General features: G+C 61.6%; 12 protein-coding genes. 9 read left to right on the top strand and 3 right to left on the bottom strand.

Translation table 11 applies throughout. From position 1 onward, the window contains the following. Positions 1-2: 2 nt before the first annotated feature. The gene (locus tag BUA94_RS14580) at positions 3-2,408 is read right to left on the bottom strand and encodes a circularly permuted type 2 ATP-grasp protein (RefSeq protein ID WP_073014057.1); all 2,406 of its coding nucleotides are present in this window, start codon (positions 2,406-2,408) and stop codon (positions 3-5) included. Between the two features lie 2 nt (positions 2,409-2,410). After that, on the bottom strand, positions 2,411-5,746 hold the full coding sequence (locus tag BUA94_RS14575; RefSeq protein ID WP_073014056.1) for a transglutaminase family protein: 3,336 nt from the start codon (positions 5,744-5,746) through the stop codon (positions 2,411-2,413). A gap of 306 nt (positions 5,747-6,052) precedes the next feature. On the opposite strand from BUA94_RS14575, the gene BUA94_RS14570 reads away from it, so the two are divergent. Next, positions 6,053-6,970, top strand: coding sequence for a LysR family transcriptional regulator (locus BUA94_RS14570; RefSeq protein ID WP_073014055.1), 918 nt, complete (start codon positions 6,053-6,055; stop codon positions 6,968-6,970). 168 nt (positions 6,971-7,138) lie between these two features. Then, positions 7,139-8,530 carry an amidase gene (locus tag BUA94_RS14565; RefSeq protein ID WP_073014054.1) on the top strand — a complete coding sequence of 464 codons (1,392 nt, stop codon included), beginning with the start codon at positions 7,139-7,141 and terminating at the stop codon, positions 8,528-8,530. Between the two features lie 32 nt (positions 8,531-8,562). On the opposite strand, the gene BUA94_RS14560 is transcribed toward BUA94_RS14565, so the two are convergent. Next, on the bottom strand, positions 8,563-9,300 hold the full coding sequence (locus BUA94_RS14560; RefSeq protein WP_328586300.1) for an IclR family transcriptional regulator: 738 nt from the start codon (positions 9,298-9,300) through the stop codon (positions 8,563-8,565). Positions 9,301-9,570: 270 nt separating this feature from the next. Between BUA94_RS14560 and BUA94_RS14555 the strand changes: the two genes are divergently transcribed. The 7 genes from BUA94_RS14555 to BUA94_RS14525 all read left to right on the top strand — a co-directional run bounded on the left by BUA94_RS14555 (position 9,571) and on the right by BUA94_RS14525 (position 18,861). Then, on the top strand, positions 9,571-11,124 hold the full coding sequence (locus BUA94_RS14555; protein WP_073014052.1) for a M81 family metallopeptidase: 1,554 nt from the start codon (positions 9,571-9,573) through the stop codon (positions 11,122-11,124). Between the two features lie 116 nt (positions 11,125-11,240). After that, complete coding sequence (locus tag BUA94_RS14550; RefSeq protein WP_175558049.1) at positions 11,241-12,884, top strand: ABC transporter substrate-binding protein; 1,644 nt, start codon at positions 11,241-11,243, stop codon at positions 12,882-12,884. A gap of 90 nt (positions 12,885-12,974) precedes the next feature. Then, positions 12,975-13,916, top strand: a complete 942-nt coding sequence (locus BUA94_RS14545) for an ABC transporter permease (protein ID WP_073014050.1) — start codon at positions 12,975-12,977, stop codon at positions 13,914-13,916. Continuing rightward, complete coding sequence (locus BUA94_RS14540; RefSeq protein WP_073014049.1) at positions 13,916-14,800, top strand: ABC transporter permease; 885 nt, start codon at positions 13,916-13,918, stop codon at positions 14,798-14,800. The genes BUA94_RS14545 and BUA94_RS14540 overlap by 1 nt, the downstream gene beginning before the upstream one ends. Positions 14,801-14,803: 3 nt before the next feature. Further along, positions 14,804-16,471 carry an ABC transporter ATP-binding protein gene (locus tag BUA94_RS14535; protein ID WP_073014048.1) on the top strand — a complete coding sequence of 556 codons (1,668 nt, stop codon included), beginning with the start codon at positions 14,804-14,806 and terminating at the stop codon, positions 16,469-16,471. Between the two features lie 57 nt (positions 16,472-16,528). After that, positions 16,529-17,689 carry a M20 aminoacylase family protein gene (locus BUA94_RS14530; protein WP_073014047.1) on the top strand — a complete coding sequence of 387 codons (1,161 nt, stop codon included), beginning with the start codon at positions 16,529-16,531 and terminating at the stop codon, positions 17,687-17,689. Between the two features lie 41 nt (positions 17,690-17,730). Next, positions 17,731-18,861, top strand: coding sequence for a M20/M25/M40 family metallo-hydrolase (locus tag BUA94_RS14525; RefSeq protein WP_073014046.1), 1,131 nt, complete (start codon positions 17,731-17,733; stop codon positions 18,859-18,861). Positions 18,862-19,032: the final 171 nt, after the last annotated feature.

Genomic DNA, 19,032 nt, shown 5'->3' with positions numbered 1-19,032 from the left:
ACCTAACCGAGATAGGATCGGGACAGCAGACCAGAGAATTGTGCAGTTTGCGCGGCAATGTCCTGCAGCCGTTCCGGGGTCATTTCCTCCAGCGAAGAGACCGCAAGCGACGTCTCCAGGGTCATGACCGATCTGAGCAGCGGTGAAACGGCCGCTCCCTGATCATCGGCGACCGGCAAGAAGCCAAGGTGTTCCTTGATGGCATGAAGCTGATAGAGCACGGAGCGCGGGTTCATGTCGTCGAGCAGAAGCAGGTCGATCACCGTGTTGCGGCTCGTGGACACTGCATAACGGCGCCGGTGGGTCATGATGGAATCGCCCGCTTCGATCGCAAGATCCAGCGCGCCTTCCGGGGCTTCCGGGTGAGTGAAAGCGGCAAGGAAGCCGGAGGTTGCCCAAGTGCGCTCGATCGCCCGGCCGATCGTCAGGAACCGCCAGCCGATGAATCTGTACATGTTTTCATGGACGAGACCGGTAAAGCCGGAGATCTTGCGCAGCAGCACGCCCATGGCCCGGGCCGTATCATCGCCGGGCTTCAGCCGGGGCGCCATGGTCTGCGCGGTCTGAAGCAGGTCCGCAAGTGCGTTCCAGCCATCGGTCGAGAACCGGTCCCGGATTTGGCCGGCGCTGAAAAGCGCGGAATTGATGTCGTTGATCAGGCCGGCGGGTAGCGGCTCGTCTGTCGACAGGCCAAGCGTTTCAAGATGCTCTGCGAGAAAGGCCGAGAGAGGCAGTTCCGCCATGTCCGTTTCGGCAAGGCGCAGATGATAGGCGCGCAAAAGGCGCATCTTTTCTTCCGCGCGCTCCACATAGCGGCCCAGCCAGAACAGATTGTCCGCTGCCCGGCTCGGCAGGACGCCGAGATTGGTGCGGTGGAACGGCTTGTCCGGCTGTTCCAGAAGCGTTTCGTTCTTGACCGGTTCCTTGGCGACGACCCAGACGTCACAGACCGAACCGCCGCGCTGCATGGAAATGTCGGTGCTGCTGCCGGAGTGGCCGATCCGGGCAAAGCCGCCGGGCATGACCTGCCAGCCTTCCGGGGTGCGGGCCAGGAACACGCGCAGGCTCATGGGTCTGGGTTCAAGCTTGCCGTCAACAAGGGCCGGGGCCGTGGAGAGCGAGACGATTTCCTGGGCGGCCAATTTCTCGGCACGGGCGTCGATCCACTCTGCCTCGACCTTGCCGCCATCGATCCTCCGTCCGCCGATAACGACATCCTCGCCGTGGTCGAAGGGGAGGCGTGTCGACAGGGCGTCATCGAGCGTCATGCGGTCCGCGTTGGCCTTCACATAGTCTCTTGCTTCCGCACCGCCGCACCACCAGGTCGCGATGTTCGGAAGTTTCAGCGGGCGGCCGTTGAAGTGCTCGGCGATGCCGGGCATGAAGGCCATCAGCGCACGCATTTCCAGAACGCCCGAGCCGAGCGCGTTGATCATGGTGAAGGTGCCGGCCCGCAAGGCGGACAGAAGGCCCGGCGTGCCCAGATGCGAGGTTTCCTCGAGTTCGAGCGGATCGGCCCAGCCGGAGTCCAGCCGGCGCCAGAGAACCGAGACCGGACGCAGGCCCGCTACAGTGCGCACCATCAATTCGCCGTTGCGCACGGCCATGTCCTGCCCCTGAACCAGCATGAAGCCGAGGTAGCGGGCGATATAGGCGTGCTCGAAATAAGTGTCGTTCATCGGGCCGGGGCTGAGGATCGCCACCCGGCTCGTCTCGTCCGGACGCATGTTGAGCAGCGTGTCGCGGAAGGTGCGGAAGAACCCTGCGAGCCGCTCCACATTGGACCGTGTCATCAGGCCGGGAAAGCAGCGCGATATCGCCATGCGGGTTTCGAGCGCAAAACCGGCGCCCGAGGGCGCCTGTGTCCTGTCCCCCAGCACCCACCACTGGCCATCCGGGCCGCGCCCGATGTCGAAGGCGACGAAATGCAGGTGATGCCCGCCGCGCGGCTGCACGCCGACCATGGGCCGCAGCCATTCCGGATTTGCCGACAGCAGCGAGGGCGGAAGCCGGCCTTCGGTCACGAGCCGGTTCGGCCCGTAGACATCGGCCATGACCTGTTCGAGAAGATCCGCCCGTTCGACGAGACCGGCCGCGATTTCCGCCCATTCGCCTTCGTCAATGAGCAGCGGAACGTGGCTCAGCGGCCATTCCCGTTCCGTGTCGTCGCCCGGACCATAGTGGCGGAAGAAAACACCGGCATCGCGCAGATACTGGTTGCCGCGGGACAGGCTCAGTTCCAGCGCCTCGTCCGGCAGCTGCGCCAGGCCGCGCAGGAACGGTTGCCAGACGGGACGCACGGCGCCGCTGGAATCCATCAGCTCATCGGAAACCCCCGCCACCGGCTTGTAGGTGTCGAGCAGATCGCCATAGTCGCTGATGCAGGCCGGGTCCGGTCTGGTGTTCATTGTCAGATGCCTGCCTTCCGGCGCATGTCGAGTGTCATCGGAAACTCCTCATGGGGGTATTCCACCTGCGGCCAGTAGCCTCCGGGCGTGTGGCCATGTTTTTCGAACCGGGCCAGCCGCCGGGCTTCCGCCTCATTGGCGTTGACCGGGAAAACATCGTAGTTCCGGCCGCCCGGATGGGCCACATGATAGACACATCCGCCCAGCGCCCGTCCGGACCAAGTGTCGAATATGTCAAATGTGAGGGGGGCGTCAATTGGCAGAACCGGATGCATTGCCATGGCGGGTTGCCAGGCCTTGTAGCGCACACCGGCGACGGAAACACCGTTGGTTGAAGTCTTTTTCAGCGGGACCTTGCGCTGGTTGCAGGTGACGATATAGCGGTCCGGGTTGGCCGTCGTCAGCTTGACCTGGAGACGTTCGGTGGAACTGTCCGTGTAGCGCACCGTGCCGCCGATGGCACCTGTTTCCCCAAGCACGTGCCAGGGCTCCAGCGCCTGCCGGAGCTCCAGATGGACGCCCTCAAGTTCAATTTCGCCGCAGAAGGGGAAACGGAACTCGGACTGTGCCTCATACCACTCGGGGCGGAACGAGAAGCCGTGGTCCCGCAGATCTGCCAGCACGTCCAGGAAATCCTCCCAGAGGAAATGCGGCAGCATGAAGCGGTCATGGAGGCTCGTGCCCCAGCGGCTGAAGGTTCCCGTCGCAGGCGTCTTCCAGAACCGTGCAATCAGGCCGCGGATCAGAAGCTGCTGGGCAAGGCTCATCCTTGCGTCCGGTGGCATCTCGAAGCCCCGGAATTCCACCAGACCAAGGCGCCCGGTCGGGCCATCTGGCGAATAGAGCTTGTCGATGCAGATCTCGGCCCGGTGGGTGTTGCCGGTGACATCTGTCAGAAGATTGCGCAGCAAGCGGTCCGTCAGCCAGGGCAGCGGCGGGACGCCAGTGTCCGGATGGGGCATTTGGTCGAGCGCGATTTCCAGCTCATAGAGCCCGTCATGGCGGGCCTCATCGATACGGGGCGCCTGACTGGTCGGGCCGATGAACAGGCCGGAGAACAGATAGGACAGGCTCGGGTGCCGCTGCCAGTGCAGGATCAGCGAGCGTAAAAGGTCGGGTCTGCGCAGGAACGGGCTGTCCATGGGCGTTGCCCCGCCGACGACCACATGGTTGCCGCCGCCGGTGCCAACATGCTTGCCGTCGATCATGAACTTGTCTGCGCCAAGCCGCGACTGGCGTGCTTCCTCATAGACCGCATTGGTGATCTCCACGCAGTCCTGCCAGCTGGAGGCCGGATGGATGTTCACTTCGATCACGCCCGGATCCGGTGCAACCCGGATGACGTTGATGCGCGGATCGTGGGGCGGTGCATAGCCTTCGATATGCACCTTGAGGCCAAGGGATTCTGCAGCCTGTTCCGCAGCTTCCAGCAGCTCAAGATAGTCTTCCACCCGTTCCACCGGCGGCATGAAGACACACAGCCGCCCATCCCGGGGCTCAACGGCAAGGGCCGTGCGCACGGCTGTGTTGGAAAGGTCCAACTGCTGTTCTACCCGCTCCTGGGTTCCCGTGGCAGGGGTGAAGCTGGCCCGCAGCTGATCCGGATCTGACGGCGTGCTGGCCTCCGGCATCATCCGGTCCGGAAGGGCAGGCTTTGGCACCGTAGGATCGGCGGTGTTCACATAGGGATATTGCGAGGGCGGAATATAGGGCAGGGCGCCAAGGGGCAGGCGGTAGCCGGCCGGGCTGTCTCCGGGCACCAGATAGACATGACCGCGCCGGGGCTTCCACTTTTCCGACTGCCAGCGGCGGTGATCCATCGCTTTTGTCTGCCAGCGCTGGACCGGCAGGACGAAGCCGGCAGGCTGGTTCAGGCCCCGGTTGAAGACCTTGGCAATGCGGTGCCGCTCTTCCGGATCTTTCAGCTTGGAGTTTTCCGGCGTGACGTTCTCCGGAAGGTTGGCTTCCTTCAAAAGCCAATCGGCCGGATCTTCATAGGCGGGCACGGCATTTTCAGGATCTACCTGCAACTGGGTAGCGATTTCCCTGACCAGTTTTTCCGCATCTGAAGCGGTGACGCCGGTGTTTTCCTTTTCAGTGGCAATCAGCTCCGGCTTGGACCAGATCGGTTTGCCATCCCGCCGCCAATAGAGCGAGAAGGTCCAGCGGGGCAGGGTTTCGCCGGGATACCACTTGCCCTGGCCATAATGCAGGAAGCCGCCAGGGGCGAAGCGTTCGCGCAGGCGGCGGATCAACTGGTCCGCCAGCGCCCGCTTCTGGGGGCCGACAGCTGCCGTGTTCCATTCAGCAGATTCAAAATCGTCGATGGAGACAAAGGTCGGCTCGCCGCCCATGGTCAGTCGGGTGTCGCCTGCCTGGAGCGCTTCGTCTACCTTGTTTCCAAGCGCATCCAGAGCCGCCCAGCTTTCTTCCGAGAAGGGCTTGGTGATGCGCGGATGTTCGGCAACGCGTGTGACCTGCATGTCGAAACTGAAGTCGACTTCCGCATAGCTGGCGACGCCCGAGATCGGTGCGGCATTGCGATAGTGCGGTGTGGCCGAGAGTGGAATATGGCTTTCACCAGTCAGCAGACCGGAGGTCGGGTCAAGGCCGATCCAGCCTGCACCCGGAATATAGGCTTCGCACCAGGCATGAAGGTCCGTGAAATCGTGATCCGTGCCTGCCGGTCCATCCAGGGAAATGAGGTCGGGCTTCAGCTGGATCAGATAGCCGGAGACAAAGCGGGCCGCAAAACCCAGATGACGCAGGGCATGCACCAGAAGCCAGCTCGTATCACGGCAGGAGCCCTTGCCCACCGTCAGGGTTTCTTCCGGTGTCTGGACGCCGGGCTCCATGCGGATCACATAGTCGATCTCCTGGGACAGGCGGGCATTCAGCCCCACAATGACATCAACTGTGCGGCGGGGCGTCTTGTCGATGCTTTCCAGAAGGGCGGCAAGCTTCGGACCCGCTGGCTCGGTTTGCCGGTAGATCGACAGGTCATCCTGGATCTCTTCAGGATAGGCGAAGGGCCATTCTTCCGCGCTTTCCTCGACGAAGAAATCGAACGGATTATAGACTGTCATGTCGGCGACGAGATCGACCTCGATCTTCAATTCGCGGACGGGTTCCGGAAAGACATAGCGGGCCAGCCAGTTGCCATAGGCATCTTGCTGGTAATTGACGAAATGGGGTTCCGGGCTGACCTTGAGAGAATGGGAAATGACCCTGGTCCGGCTGTGGGGCGCGGGACGGAGCCGGATGATCTGTGGTCCCAGTGTTACGGGTCTGTCGTAGCGGTAGTGGGTGAGATGCCTGATTGCCGCCGTGATCGCCATGCCAAGTCTGCTCCTGGGTCGTACCGGGGTAGTATCGGGGTCGTGCCGGGTTTGGGTCAGCAGCCTGTCACTTTTACTTGGCTTTCACAAACCAAAACGACTGTTCTTCGGTTGCTTTTCTAGGCGGAAATTTACGCGCTGAGGTTAAAGTTTAGGCAGGCAGCAGCGGTCTTCAAGGTCTTTCCAACCTTCTTGAAATTGTTACTGCTTTCCTGTTTGCTTGGCCTGCTGTTTTTGTGCTGCATTTGGCTCATGCCCACCCGCCAGACGAAGGAACGGGCGCACGTCATATCAGGACCGGAAGACATGCAGCTTCAAGCCATTGCCTATTTCAACGAACTTGCCCGCTGCCGCTCCATCCGGGAAGCTGCCCAGAACCTCGGCGTGTCGCCCACGGCCATCAGCCGGCAGCTTGAAAACCTCGAGTATCATTTTGGTGCGCCGCTTGTGGACCGGACGGCCCGGGGCATTGAACTGACCGCTGCGGGCGAGCTTCTTGTCCGCAGGTCGCGCAGTGCCATGAAGGAATTCGACCTGGCCCGCCAGCTGATCGACGACATGCGTGGTCTTCAGCGGGGCGAGGTGACGGTCTATGTCAATGGCGCGACCGGGGGCGCCATTCTCGCAGGCGTGCTGTCCGGCTTTTCCCGTGACTTTCCGGCCATCCGGGCAAGCCTTCTTGAAGGGTCTGCGACAGAGGCACTGAAGGCCGTTCACGAAGGCGATGCGGACATGGCGCTGACCTTGTTTTCGCCCTCCGAGCCAAAGGTGATTGCCCGAAGCCGCATTCCCGTCCGGCATGCGGCAATCCTGTCTCCGGCCCATCCGGCGGCAAGTCTGGCGGAACTCTCCCTTGAGACCCTTTGTTCCTATCCCTTGGCCATGCCGGACACGAGCTTCAGCCTGAGACAGGCCTTCGAGGCACGGCTTGCTGCGGCGGGCAGGGCGGCGGCTGATGTGGTGTTCACGACGCCGTCGGTCACCATCCAGAAGGAACTTGCCCGGCAGGGCGCAGCCATCCTGATCCTGCCGGAAATCTCTGTGGCGCGGGAAATTCGCACATCGGAACTGGTCGCAAGGCCTCTTGCGAAGGATGCGGCCATCGACACGCTGATCCAGCTCAGCCTGCCTCAGGGGCGCTCCTTGAGCTTTGCTGCCGAAAAGCTTTCGGCCTATCTGGAGACCCGGTTGCGGTCTTATGGCGAGAAGGGAATGCCACGCTGAGTGCAACGGAAACCGTAGCACTGTGGCCACAATATAGTCGTTGAATTGGCACGGCGAAGTCGGGCAGAGTTTTCGGGCAGGCAGCGGTTTGCTGCACGGCACCCGCCCTGAAATCCGGCAGGATTCCGCCGGACTATTCCCTTATCTCCTGACTTTCCGGATGGTTCCATGAGCGGCATCATTGATCTTGGAGTGCGCGATCTCCTCAAGGCTTTCTCCGACAAGACCGTGTCGCCGAGCGAATATATGGCGGCAGTCTGCGAAAGGGTGGACGCCTGCGAGCCGAAGGTCGGTGCGCTCTACGACTACCGGCCCGAGCAGGCGATGAAACAGGCTGCCGAGGCAACGCAGAGATGGCTCAAGGGGGAGCCGGATGGTGCCCTCGACGGCGTGCCGGTCACCCTGAAAGAGTTGATTGCCACCAAGGGAGATCCGGTTCCCATGGGCACCGCCGCAACCGAGCTGGTGCCGGCTGATGCGGATGCGCCCACAGCCGCACGGCTGAAGGAAGACGGTGCGATCATTTTTGCCAAGACCACCTGTCCTGACTACGGCATGTTGAGTTCAGGCCTGTCGACGTTCCATCAGCTCAGCCGCAACCCGTGGGATCTCAGTACAAATCCGGGCGGATCGAGCGCCGGTGCCGGATCGGCTGGCGCTGCCGGTTATGGTCCCTTGCATATCGGCACGGATATCGGCGGCTCCGTGCGCCTTCCTGCCGGCTGGACCGGTCTCTTCGGGTTCAAGGCGACCCAGGGGCGGGTGCCGGTCTATCCCTATTATCCGGGCCGCTGTGTTGGTCCGATGACCCGGACCGTTGACGACAGTCTCATGGTTCTGCCGGTCATTACCCGGCCCGACTGGCGCGATGCGACTTCTGTTCCCTATGAGGCGCTGGACTATGATGTTGCCCCAGCCAATGTGAAAGGCATGAAGATCGGTCTGATCCTGGAGGCAGGAACAGGCTTGAAGGTGGATGGCGAGGTGCGCGATGCCGTGCTTGCCGCAGCCCGCATGTTCGAGGAGCAGGGCGCCGAGATCGTCGAACTTGGCCCCATGTTGTCCCGGGACAATCTCAATGGCCTTGATGCGTTCTGGCGGGCACGGTTCTGGACCCAGATGCAGAAGCTCAGTGAAGAGGCTCGTGGCAAAGTCCTGCCCTATATCCTGGAATGGGCCAGTGCTGCGGCGCAGATCGATGGGGCCACTGTTGCGGCAGGCTTTGACCACATGCTCGCCATGCGCCAGACCTGCGCCACCCTGCTCAACGGGGTGACGGCGATCCTGTCTCCGGTCAATCCGATCGTCAGCTATCCCGCCGAATGGCCATCTCCGACCAATGATCCCGCACTGCCCTTCGAGCATATCGGCTTCACCATGCCCTGGAACATGGGGGATCAGCCGGCGTGTTCCATCAATTGCGGGTTCTCGAAGTCGGGAATGCCGATAGGGCTCCAGATCGTCGCCGGCCGTTTCGAGGATTTGACCGTGCTGCGTCTGGCTAAGGCCTTTGAAGACTGGCGCGGACCGATCACCAACTGGCCGGTGATTGCAGCTTGAGGCCGCAGGCACAATGCCTGTCCAGGCCGGGGTCAGCCCCGGCTTATGGTCCGGGCCGCCTGGATCAGAAGCGGGGCAAACTGGCGGGTGAATTCCTCTGGCGTCCATTCCGCGAGAGAGCCGGCCACATGTATGGCCGCAACAGGTCTTTGCGCCTGATCCAGAATGGCCGCACCGATGGCAATTTCGCCGGGCAGGATCTGCTCCAGCGCCAGGGCATAGCCATTTTCCCTTGTCTCCCGGATCTTGTCTTTCAGGAGGTCCGGGTCGGTGATTGTGAGCGGCGTCAAGGGAGCCCTGTGCGACCTTTCGATGATGTCGGAGACCTCGTCCTCGTCCAGCTGGGAAAGAATGGCCCAGCCGCCGGAGACGCAGAACACCGGAACGCTGTAGCCGAGGAAGGTGGAGGTCAGGATTTCGCGCTTGCTCTGCAGGCGGGAGGCATAGACCAGCCGCAGATCGTCCCAGATGCTGAGATCGACACGCTCCCGCACCGCCCGCCTGAGTTCCAGCAGGATGGGCGTTGCCTTGACCACAACCGGGTTGAGCCGGAGAAAATCGAGGGAATGGTCGAGCAGCCGGAGCCCTGGAACATAGCCCCGGTCGTCCGGATCGCGGGTGATGTAGCCGAGACTGCGCAGGGTGAACACGATCCGCTGGACATTGCTGCGGCCAAGTCCGGTCATCGAGGCGATTTCCTGCAGGGAAAGCGGCCGGTCGACCTGATGGAAGATGGACAGGACTTCCATGGCCCGTGCAATCGACTGCACGAAAAGAGGGTCCCTTTCCGCTTCGCCGTTTTCTGTCGGCGTGCTGAGCAGCGATCGCAAATAATTTGGGCTCATGTTGCCTTCAAATAAGCCGGTTAGGCGATTGACCGGAGCCGGAGAAAAGCCCTAGCATGAATATAGATACGACTGTATCGCATAGCGATACTCCGGTTCAAGACAAGATTTGGCACAGCCCGAACCACGCCGCCACCAAGGGATGGAGTGGCAGTCCGGCTGACGTGATTTCAGGTAGAGCGGAGGTGGTTTGAAGTGTCCAGACGTGTGGCTGTCGCAGGGTTTCTCCATGAAACCAATACGTTCGCGCCATCTCCTGCAACCTATGCTCATTTCGAGGAGGGCGGTGGCCACATTCCCATCAGCCGCGGTGAGGAAATCCTGAGCCGGTGCAAGGGCGTCAATATTGGCGTCGCTGGGGCCTCGGATTTTGCCGCGAAAGCCGGCTGGGAGATGGTTCCGCTGCTCTGGACCGTTGCCATTCCCTCTGCCCATGTCGAAAAGGACGCCTTCGAACGGATCCTTGACGAACTGGTCGGCATGCTCAAGGCCGCCGGTCCCCTGGATGGTGTCTACATCGACCTTCACGGCGCCATGGTGTGCGAGCATCTGGAGGACGGCGAGGGAGAAATCCTGGCGCGCATTCGCGATGTCGTGGGACCGGATATTCCGGTCGCCGCCAGTCTGGATCTTCATGGCAATGTGACCCGCAAGATGGTCGACGCCAGCGATGTGATGGTCGCTTATCGCACCTATCCCCATGTGGACATGGCTGAAACCGGCTACCGCACCGCTGTGCAGCTGGACGCATTGATGAACCGGGGCAAGCCTTTTGCGAAAGCCTTCCGACAGTTGCCTTTCCTGATCCCGATCCCCTGGCAATGCACGGATATTGAGCCAGCTAAGGGGCTTTATTCCGAGGTGGCCGCTCTGGAGGCCGGGGATGTCTTCAGCACGTCCTTCCTGATGGGATTTCCTGCAGCGGATTTCGCAGATTGCTGCCCCTCTGTGCTGGTCTATGCAGATGAGGCATCGCTCGCAGACACTGCGGCGGATGGATTTGTGGCGAAGGTTCTGGCCCGGGAAGCCGAGTTTCAAGGCAAGGCCCATGATCCAGATGACTGCATCCGGTTGGCCCAGTCCCTGAGCGCAGCGGCAAGCCGTCCGGTGGTGATTGCCGATACCCAGGACAATCCGGGAGCCGGAGGGGATTCAAACACGGCCGGGATCCTTCGGGCTCTTGTCAGTGCTGATGCCCAAAGGGCAGCCATCGGCCTGATTGTTGATCCGGAAGCCGCTGCAAAGGCGCATGCGGCCGGTGAGGGGGCAGAGGTTACGCTGACCCTTGGCGGCAAGTCCGGTGTCGCGGGGGATGAGCCCTTCACGGCGGTCTTCACGGTCGAAAAGCTCTCCGATGGCGAATTCACGGCAACGGGGCCCTTCTTCGGGGCGTCACACATGAGCCTTGGCCCGTCGGCCTGTCTTGCCATTGGCGGTGTGCGTGTGGTTCTGGCGAGCCGGAAAGTTCAGCTGGCCGATCAAGCCATGTACCGGTTCGTCGGTATCGAGCCGACCGAACAGGCCATCCTCGTCAACAAGAGCTCCGTGCATTTCCGGGCGGACTTCACGCCCATTGCCGAGACGATCCTCGTTTGCAAATCGCCGGGTCCCATGGCCCTGCTTGCCAGTGACCTGCCTTTTGAAAATCTGAGGGAAGGCATCCGCATGTCTCCCTGTGGTCCGTCCTTCCTGAAGGGCGAAGCGAAGGCAAAGCCGTTGGAGCCCGCTGGAAGCGGCCTGGCGCATTGACCGATCCGGGTACAGGGGCCACCCTTACGGCCTGAACTGTGCCCGCACTGAACCGGCCGGAAACAGGCCGGGAAAAATCAAAACACAAAACATCACCTAACCAGACAGGAACAGACATGTTGAGTGTAAGAGACAGGGTTCAAGAACAGGCGAGACTGAAAGGCTTCTGGTCGGGCGTGAGCCTGCGGGCAGCAAGCGGTCTCATCGCGGGTGCGTTGCTGGCCGGGACAGGCCTCGGTACGGCGGCTCAGGCTGAGGAAAAGGTCATCACGGCGGTGATGCACTCCGGTCTGCGCGTGGTCGATCCGGTGATCACAACCGCCCATATCGTGCGAAACCACGCCTATATGATCTATGACGTTCTCGTTGCCGTGGACGAGAACTTCAAGCCTCAGCCGCAGATGGCGTCCTGGGAAATTTCCGAGGACAAGAAGGTCTACACCTTCACCCTGCGTGACGGCCTGCTGTTCCATGATGGCGCTCCGGTGACCGCTGCTGATGCGGCGGCGTCCATGAAGCGCTGGGGCCAGAAGGATTCCGGCGGCCAGCTGATCTTCGACGTGACCGAAAGTCTGGAAGCCAAGGACGACAAGACGCTCGTCTGGACGCTGAAGGAGCCCTACGCACCCTTGATCGACACGATCGCGAAACAGTCCGCGCTGCCTCCGTTCATCATGCCGGCCAGTGTGGCAGCGACCCCTGTCGACACCTCCATTACCAGCTTCATCGGGTCTGGTCCGTTCAAGTTCGTTGAGGCTGAATATCAGCCTGGCGTCAGCGTCACCTACGAGAAGTTCAAGGAATACGTGCCGCGGACCGAGCCGGCGAGCTGGATGGCCGGAGGCAAGGTTGTCAACGTGGACAAGGTCAAGTGGGTGACCATGCCCGACAGCCAGACGTCTATCAACGCGCTGCTCTCCGGTGAAATCGACTACATGGAACAGGTGCCGGTGGATCTTCTGCCGATCCTGGAGGGAAGCGACGAGGTTGTTGCCGAAGTGCGCGATCCGCTCGGCTATCAGACCATGGGCCGGATGAACTTCCTCTATCCGCCCTTCGACAATGTGAAGGTGCGCAAGGCGGCCCTGATGGCCCTGAGCCAGCAGGATGTTCTGGGGACGCTCATCGGCAACCCGGACTATTACAAGGTCTGTGGTGCGGTCTTTGGCTGTGGCACGCCGCTTGCCGATGAAACCGGAGCTGAAACCCTGATCAATGGCGGCGACATCGAAGGCGCGAAGAAGGCTCTTGCCGAAAGCGGTTATGACGGCACGCCGGTCATCCTGATGCAGCCGACGGACGTTCCGACCATCTCCGCCCAGCCGATCGTGGCAGCTCAGGCCCTGCGCAATGCCGGCTTCAACGTCGACATGCAGCCGATGGACTGGCAGACCCTTGTGACCCGCCGTGCGAGCCAGTCCAAGCCGTCGGAAGGTGGCTGGAACCTGTTCTTCACGAACTGGGGCGTTCCGGAAATCAACACGCCGCTGATCAACCCGATGCTCAACGGCCGCGGCAATGAGGCCTGGTTCGGCTGGCCGACGGATCCGGAACTGGAAGCCCTGCGCAAGGACTTCATCAAGGCGGAAACCCCGGAAGAGCAGGCTGCTGTCGCCAAGCTCATCCAGACCCATGCCATGGATGTGGTGAACTACATTCCCCTTGGCCAGTATCTCTCGCCCCAGGCGCGCAGCACCAAGCTGACCGGAATGATCCCGTCGCCGGTGCCGGTGTTCTGGAACATCACGAAAGAAGACTGACACGCCGCAGTTCAGCCGGGCGGACCGGGGCTTTGTCTCCGGCCCGCCTGATCCTCCGACCTCAAGATCCTGAAAGGACCTTGAACGCCGATGATTGGCTATATTTTCCGACGTGTTCTGGCCGTAATACCGGTGATCACGATTGTTGCGGTCTTCGTCTTTCTCCTGTTGCGGCTGACCCCCGGCGACCCGGCGGCCATCATCGCCGGTGATGCGGCAACGCCTGCGCAGCTTGAAAAAATCCGCACCTCCCTTGGCCTGAATGATCCGCTGCCGGTGCAGTTTGCCACCTGGGTCGGACACCTGTTCCAGGGTGACCTCGGCATTTCCCTGATTTCCAACACGTCCGTGTCCAGCATGATTGCAGACCGGATCTGGCCGACCATCAACATCGCCATCATGACCATCATCCTGTCCGTGGTTCTGGCTGTGCCCATGGGCGTTCTGGCAGCCTGGCGGCACCGGACCTGGGCCGACTACGCGGTGATGAGCTTTTCGGTTCTCGGCTTCTCCGTGCCGGTCTTTGTCATCGGCTATATCTTCATCCAGGTCTTCTCCATCGAACTCAGATGGCTGCCGGTGCAGGGTTACACAGCTCCCTCGCAGGATTTCGGCAAGTTCCTGTCCAAGGCGATCCTGCCCTGTCTGACCCTCGCCACGATCTATGTCGCGCTGATTGCCCGCATGACCCGCGCCAGCATGCTGGAAGTGCTCGGGGAGGATTTCGTCCGCACCGCACGTGCCAAGGGTGTCAGTGAAACGGTGGTCCTGTTCCGCCATGCGCTCCAGAATGCCGCCGTGCCGATCCTGACCATCATCGGCACCGGCTTCGCGTTGCTGATTTCCGGTGTCGTAGTAACCGAGAGTGTCTTCAACATTCCCGGCATCGGCCGCCTGACCGTGGATGCGATCCTGGCCCGCGACTATCCGGTGATCCAGGCGATGATCCTTCTGACCAGTGCTCTCTACGTCTTCATCAATCTTCTGATCGACGTGTCCTACAGCCTGATTGACCCGAGGATCCGGTACTGATGACAGCTCCTTCTCAAGCCGTTTCCCATCTCCAGCCGGTTCTGCGCCTGCTGTCCCTGCCCAAACGCATGCGTCTGGGTGTAGGTCCGATGATTGCCGCCGTCGTGCTTTTGATCATCGTTCTCGCCTCGCTCTTCGCGCCGCTCTACATCCCTCATGATCCGCTCGCGATCGATGCGCTCAATCGCCTGAAGGGGCCAAGCGATGCCTTTCCGCTGGGCACAGATGCCTTTGGCCGCGATCTCTTTTCCCGAGTGGTCATGGGCGGTCGCGTCTCGCTCTTCATCGGTGTTGGCGCTGCAATCGTCAGCGTGGGTCTTGGCCTGGTGATCGGCCTTGTCTCCGGGTTCTTCCGCTCTGCAGATGCGGTGATCATGCGGATCATGGACAGCCTGATGGCCATTCCCTCGATCCTGCTGGCCATCGCCCTGGTCGCGCTCAACGGGCCGAGCCTCTGGTCCGTGATCTGTGCCATCACCATTCCGGAAATTCCGCGGGTGGTGCGCCTCGTGCGCTCCGTCGTGCTGACCTCTCGCGAAGAGCCCTATGTGGAAGCGGCCATCGCGCTCGGGTCCTCCATGCCGAAGATCCTCTGGCAGCACCTGATGCCGAATACGCTGGCGCCCCTGACCGTGCAGGGGACCTATATCTGCGCCTCGGCCATCCTGGTGGAAGCGATCCTGTCCTTCCTGGGAGCCGGCGTCAGCACGGAAATCCCGACCTGGGGCAACATCATGGCCGAGGGCCGGCTCTACTTCCAGATCAAGCCCATGCTGATCTTCTGGCCGGGCCTGATGCTGTCTCTCTGCATCCTGTCGATCAATCTCCTTGGCGACACCGCCCGAGATCTGCTCGATCCGCGGCTCAAGAAGCGGGAGGCCTGACCCATGAAGTTCAGCACAAAATCCTTCGACGGCGTGCCGCCCGTTCTCTCCATTGAAAACCTGACCGTCGGTCTGACCGGCAATCCGGCGGCAAAGCCCGTCCTCAACGGCATTTCGTTCCAGATCAGGGCAGGGGAAACCCTCTGCCTTGTCGGGGAAAGCGGTTCGGGCAAATCCGTCACGTCGCTTGCGGCCATGGGGCTCTTGCCCAAGTCAGCCCTGGAAGTGACCGGAGGCCGGATCCTGCTGCAGGACCGAAACCTGCTTGATCTGTCTTCCCGGCAAATGCGGGACATGCGCGCACGGCATCTCTCTATGGTGTTTCAGGAGCCGATGACTGCGCTCAATCCGGTCATGCGTGTCGGGCAGCAGATCGAGGAGGTGATCAACACCCACACCCGGCTGTCCCAGAAGGACCGGCAGAAGAAGGTTCTCGACATCATGGAGCAGGTGCATCTGCCCGATGTCGAACGCATCTACCGGTCCTATCCGCATCAACTGTCCGGTGGCCAGCGCCAGCGCATCATGATTGCCATGGCGCTGATCCTGGAGCCGCAGCTTCTGATCGCCGACGAACCGACCACCGCGCTGGATGTGACCACCCAGCGGCAGATCCTGAGTCTGATTTCAGAGCTTCAGGCCAAGCACGGAACAGCCGTTCTGTTCATCACCCATGACATGGGGGTTGTCGCTGAAATTGCCGACACGGTGCAGGTGATGAAGCATGGCGAGCTGGTGGAACAGGCACCGGTCGAAACCCTGCTGCGCCATCCGCAGATGGACTATACCCGCAAGCTGCTTCAGGCCGTGCCCAGCCTGACGCCGCGCCCGGCCCGGGAAACGGCAGCAGCGGCCTCGGCCCTGACCGTCCAGGGGCTGCGCAAGGTCTATGGCGCCTCCGGATGGCTGGTAAACCGGGAGCCGACCAATGCGGCCCGGGACGTCAGTTTCGAGATCCCCCGTGGCCGGACCCTTGGCATTGTGGGAGAAAGCGGGTCAGGGAAATCCACCGTTGCCCGCTGCATCATGCGGCTGATCGATCCGACAGAAGGATCGGTCAAGGTGGGCGATCTCGAGATTGCCACCCTCGGCCGGGCAGCGCTGCGCCCGCACCGCCGTCACATCCAGATCGTGTTTCAGGATCCGTTCCGCTCGCTCAATCCGCGCTGGACAGTGGGGCGCAGCCTTGTCGAGGGACCGCTCAATTGCGGGCAGGACAAGCAGGTGGCCATGGCCAAGGCGCGGGAGCTTCTGGCGCTTGTCGGGCTTCCGGCCGATGCCATCGACCGCTATCCGCACCAGTTTTCCGGCGGCCAGCGCCAGCGCATTGCGATCGCCCGTGCCATTGCCATGGAACCGGACGTGCTGGTGGCCGATGAGGCTGTGTCTGCTCTCGATGTCTCGGTGCAGGATCAGGTGCTCAAGCTGCTGGACGAATTGCAGCAGAAGCTCGGGATCGCGATCCTCTTCATCACTCACGATTTGCGGGTTGCGGCCCAGATCTGTGACGAGGTGGTGGTCATGCAGAAGGGCCGGATCGTCGAACATGACACTGCGGCCAATGTTCTGGGCAACCCCAAGCATCCCTATACCAAGGCCTTGATCGATGCGGCTCCCGGCCGCGATTGGGACTTTGCCAATTTCCGCGAGCTCAAGGCCGCCTCCGCCTGAGGGAGTTTCCCTCAGGCCCTTCCTCTTTCATTCCTGTTTCCTCAAAGGAAAGCTTCCATGTCCGTCCTTCCGAAAATTGCCGCCTTCGCAGATGACCTGATTGCCTTGCGTCATGACTTCCATGCCCATCCGGAAATCGGGTTCGAGGAAGTGCGCACGTCCGAGATCGTCGCAAAGCGGCTCGCCGAATGGGGTGTCGAGGTCCATCGCGGGCTTGGCAAGACCGGTGTCGTCGGCGTGCTGGAAGGTTCAGGCGGCAGCGGCAAGACCATTGGCCTGCGCGCAGACATGGATGCACTGCCCATGGATGAGCAGACCAACCTGCCATTCAGCTCCAAGACGCCGGGCAAGTTCCATGGCTGCGGCCATGACGGCCACACGACCATGCTGCTGGGTGCCGCGCGCTATCTGAGCGAGACCCGGAACTTCAAGGGCAAGGTGGTGTTCATCTTCCAGCCGGCCGAAGAAGGTCTGGGCGGCGCCTGTTCCATGCTGGCCGATGGCCTGTTCGAGAAATTTCCCTGCGATGAAATCTATGGCATGCACAACAACCCGTTGGCGGCGCCCAACAAGGTTGGCCTGAGGCCCGGTGTTGCAATGGCTGGGGCAACCTCCTTTGATATTGCCATCGAAGGCCGTGGCAGCCACGGGGCAGCGCCCCAGCATTCCAAGGATGCGGTCCTGATCGCGGCGAGCCTTGTGCAGAGCCTTCAGTCCATCGTCAGCCGCAACGTGGAGCCGATCCAGCCAGCGGTCCTCTCTGTCACCCAGATCCATTCGGGCAGCGCCTATAATGTCATTCCGGAAAAGGCCGTTCTTTCCGGCACGATCCGCTATTTCGATGATGGGGTGAAGGAGCTGATCTACACCCGTATCCGGGAAATCTGCGCGGGCTTTGCCATCAGCTACGGAGTTGAGGTCACGCCGGACCTGCGCCCGACCTTCTCAGTGCTGCGCAATGATCCGGCTCTGTCCGAGGCCTATCTGGAAGCGGCGGCCGATATTGTCGGCGTGGAGAATGTTTCCGATCAGTCCGCTCTGGTTCCGGCCAGCGAGGATTTCGCCGACATGCTCAATGTGGTTCCCGGTGCTTATTGCACCGTTGGCCATGCGGGCGGCATTCCGGTTCACAATCCGGGCTTTGTTCTGGACGACGCCATCCTCCCGGTCGGTGCCAGCATCTATGCCCGCATCATCGAGCGCCGGCTCGCAGTCTGAGAATTCTGCGGCTCCTTTGACTTAAAAATCAGGACAAGACGATGAATTTCAAGGAATTGCCTTTTGATGCCGGCCAGATGCTGCCGGGCCTTCGCACCTGGGTCGAATGCGAAAGCCCCACCTTCGATGCCGCAGCCGTCAACCGGATGATGGATCTGGCCGCCTATGAGTTGGCTGCGCTTGGAGCCGAGATTGAACGCATTCCGGGCCGCATGGGCTTTGGTGGTTCGCTGCGGGCCCGACTGCCGCACAAGAACAAGGGCACGCCCGGCATTCTCCTCAGCGGTCACATGGATACGGTGCATCCGGTCGGCACCTTGCAGGGCCTGCCGTTCCGGGTGGACGGCAACAAGGCCTATGGTCCGGGCATTCAGGACATGAAGGGCGGCAACTACGTCAGCGTCGAAGCCCTGCGCCAGATCCTGGCTGCCGGTCTCGAAACCCCGCTGCCGGTCACGGTTCTGTTCACCCCGGATGAAGAGGTCGGCACGCCCTCTACCCGCGACCTGATCGAGAACGAGGCCGCGCGGAACAAATATGTGATGGTGCCGGAACCGGCCCGGCCTGACGGCGGCTGTGTCACGGGCCGCTATGCGATCGCCCGGTTCAATCTCAAGACCGTGGGCCGCCCGAGCCATGCCGGCTGGGCGCTGAAGGATGGCCGGTCGGCAATTGCGGCCATGGCCCGCAAGGTGCTGGAAATCGAAGCCATGACCGGCGAGGACTGCACCTTTAGCGTCGGGGTCATTCACGCCGGCCAGTGGGTCAATTGCGTTTCATCTTCCTGTGCTGCCGAAGTCCTCTCCATGGCCAAGCGGCAGGAGGATCTCGACGAGGGCGTCAAGCGCATGCTGGACCTGAGCGATGCCTCAGGTGACGTGATCGTGGAAGTGACCCGGGGCGTGACCCGTCCGGTCTGGGAGGCAGATGCCGGCACTCTTGCGCTTTACGAGATCACAAGGTCGCTTGCGAAAGAGATCGGCTTCGACCTGACCCATGCCAGCGCGGGCGGCGGCTCGGATGGCAACTTCACCGGCGCCATGGGCATTCCCACCATTGATTCCATCGGTGTGCGCGGCGCGGGGCTGCACACGCTCAACGAACATATCGAGATCGATAGTCTCACTGAACGCGCCAAACTGGCTGCCGGTCTGTTCCTGACCCTGACCTGAGGCCTTCGGATGATCCTGATTGCGGAAGGCGCGGCGGCGTGCCTTCCGTCAGACTGCTGAAAAAGTTGTCATGCCACCTCTCCACCGTCATCCTCGGCCTTGAGCCGAGGATCTAAACAAGTCAATGCTTGCAGATGGCCGGGTCAAGCCCGGCCATGACGAATAGAAAAG

The sequence above is a fragment of the Roseibium suaedae genome (assembly GCF_900142725.1).
Classification (GTDB): domain Bacteria; phylum Pseudomonadota; class Alphaproteobacteria; order Rhizobiales; family Stappiaceae; genus Roseibium; species Roseibium suaedae.
The sequence above is the reverse complement of the archived record's forward strand: the minus strand, read 5'-3'. Positions and strand labels throughout refer to the sequence as shown.